Origin of the sequence: Burkholderia sp. AU45251 (assembly GCF_030482905.1) — a bacterium.
Taxonomy (GTDB): domain Bacteria; phylum Pseudomonadota; class Gammaproteobacteria; order Burkholderiales; family Burkholderiaceae; genus Burkholderia; species Burkholderia aenigmatica.
Map to the genome: position 1 here is coordinate 1 of NZ_JAUJQH010000083.1, position 762 is coordinate 762.

The 762-nt window shown below is 50.7% G+C and carries 2 tRNA genes and 2 rRNA genes; all 4 read right to left on the reverse strand.

What is annotated here, in order from left to right:
• Positions 1 to 109 (reverse strand): 23S ribosomal RNA (locus tag QZM67_RS39840); the annotation flags it as partial.
• 284 nt (positions 110 to 393) lie between these two features.
• Positions 394 to 469: transfer RNA gene (locus QZM67_RS39845), tRNA-Ala, on the reverse strand.
• A gap of 41 nt (positions 470 to 510) precedes the next feature.
• Positions 511 to 587 (reverse strand) — tRNA-Ile (locus tag QZM67_RS39850).
• Positions 588 to 650: 63 nt separating this feature from the next.
• Positions 651 to 762: ribosomal RNA gene (locus QZM67_RS39855) — 16S ribosomal RNA — on the reverse strand; the annotation flags it as partial.

A 762-nucleotide genomic window follows, 5' to 3' on the forward strand; every position in this document is an offset into this window, starting at 1 on the left:
TACGGATCAAAGCTTGTTTGCCAGCTCCCCGTAGCTTTTCGCAGGCTACCGCGTCCTTCATCGCCTGTGATCGCCAAGGCATCCACCACATGCACTTGTTCGCTTGACCCTATAACGAGTCTGTCTCGTTACAGGTTGAGTTCTCGCGTTGTGCCGTATTCCAATTGAGTCAAACATAGAGTTCGAATCATCTTGAGATACATCGATACAATCACAACCCGGATAGTTTTCACGTCCATCTCAAGACGCTTCCGCTATCCAAATTACTTACTTCTTCCAGATTGTTAAAGAACGACAGCCGATATGGTTTTACTCATATCACTCTGACTGGCTCAATCGCCAATGCAAAATTCTCGGTTCAATAGTATGAACCAAGCACTTAGCGTTGGTGATTGGTGGAGGCAGACGGGATCGAACCGACGACCCCCTGCTTGCAAAGCAGGTGCTCTCCCAGCTGAGCTATGCCCCCATGTACAGGTATGCCTCAGGGTGTACCGCCAGATAAGACGGTGGTGGGTCTGGTTGGATTCGAACCAACGACCCCCGCCTTATCAAGACGGTGCTCTAACCGACTGAGCTACAGACCCCTGAGTCTGTCTTTAATTTACAGCCGATAAGCGTGAGCGCTCAACTTATGCGAGAAGCTCTGGAAAGGAGGTGATCCAGCCGCACCTTCCGATACGGCTACCTTGTTACGACTTCACCCCAGTCATGAATCCTACCGTGGTGACCGTCCTCCTTGCGGTTAGACTAGCCACTTCT